This window comes from Candidatus Symbiothrix dinenymphae, from assembly GCF_001431085.1.
This window is the reverse complement of sequence record NZ_BBRU01000026.1, coordinates 1-1386: the sequence shown is the minus strand read 5'-3', so window position 1 is coordinate 1386 and position 1386 is coordinate 1. Positions and strand designations below refer to the sequence as shown.

The window sequence follows — 1386 nt, the reverse complement described above, 5'->3', positions numbered from 1 at the left end:
CGTGATTTCGCTGAATTTAACCGGTTTTTTCGTGCCCACGTTCTTGTCGGCAAAAGCTGCCGTGCCGGTGGTGATATCTATTTCCACTTTGCCGTCGTCCAACGGAATTATACCGTCTATCAGAACCCCTTCATACAGCACTGTGGCAGTGGTATCGCCATCATATACTTTGTCGCAGGCTGAAATGCCGGAGACCGTTACGGGCTTTTTCCGGATTGTTGCCGAATGGGTGGACTGAGCGGTTAGGACGTAATTGTCCTTTTGCGCACCTGCCAGCGTGAGGCCGGCAAAGGTAACCGGCTGAGTGCCTGCGGTGCTGTCATTAAACGCAACTGTTATGTTTGTGGCATCCACCGACACATCATCACCGTATATTTTGCCTGCAATCGTCGGCGTGCCGCTGTAAGTGGCAACTGTGGTGCCGTTGTAAACCGTATCATTGACTGAAATGCCTGTGAGCGTAACCGGCTTGGGGTTAATATCGCCGATTGTCGCAATCGGCAGACCGCTCAATGCGTAATTGTCGGCTACGCCCGGTTTGAACCTGATGACGGTCAGGTTTACCGGCTTGCCCGTGCCTTTGTCTTTGGTGGTGAAGGCTGCGGTAATGGTGGCGCAGTCATCGGGCAACAGCGTGTCACCGGATACAAACCCGCTCAATGTGAACGCATTAACGGTGGCGGTTGTGGTGCCATCGTAAGTTTTGGGGGCAATCGTAGCACTTGTCAGGATGAGTGGGGCGGCAGAAATATTCGCCGTAGAAGAAACATTGGAAGATGATAGCTTATAATTATCACTCTGCGCACCGGTGAGCGCAAAATCGCTAAATGTAACCTGTTTATTCGTGCCTTTATCTTTGCTGTTAAAAGTGCCTTCAACGCTTGTGGCATCTATGCTTACATCATCACCCGCAATCACCCCATTGAGAGTCGGCGTACCGCTGTAAGTGGCTGCTGTGGTGCCATCGTACAGTCTGTTGTTGGCAGAAATGCCCGTGAGGGTTACGGTTAGGGGCCTGATTGTGCCGCGTGCCGCAGGGAGGGAGGTGCTCAATGTGTAGTTGTTAGTCTTGACATTTGCCGTAAGCGTGACATGCGTCAGAGTTACCGGCTGGTCTGTGCCTGACACATCTTTGCTTTCGAACGTAGCGGCAGCGGTGTAGTCTGTATTAATCAGCAAGTTTTCTCCATTTTGCAGTCCATCAAATGTGACGGAGGAAACGGCGGCGTTTGTGCTGACTTCGTAATTTTTTGTGATAATCGCAGCCGAACTCACCGTGAGGGGTGCCTTGTTAATCGTTGCCGTTACGGCGGTGGGCTGTGCTTGCAGCGTGTAGTTGTTCTTATCCTCCCCTGTGAGCGCGAAACCGCTGAATGTAACCGTTTT

Annotated in this window: 1 protein-coding gene; it reads right to left on the bottom strand. The window is 51.7% G+C overall.

Annotation, left to right across the window (positions count from 1 at the left end; translation table 11 throughout):
* The coding region (locus ASC50_RS00585; protein WP_226995293.1) for a YDG domain-containing protein at nt 1–1386 on the bottom strand (1386 nt) is incomplete at both ends.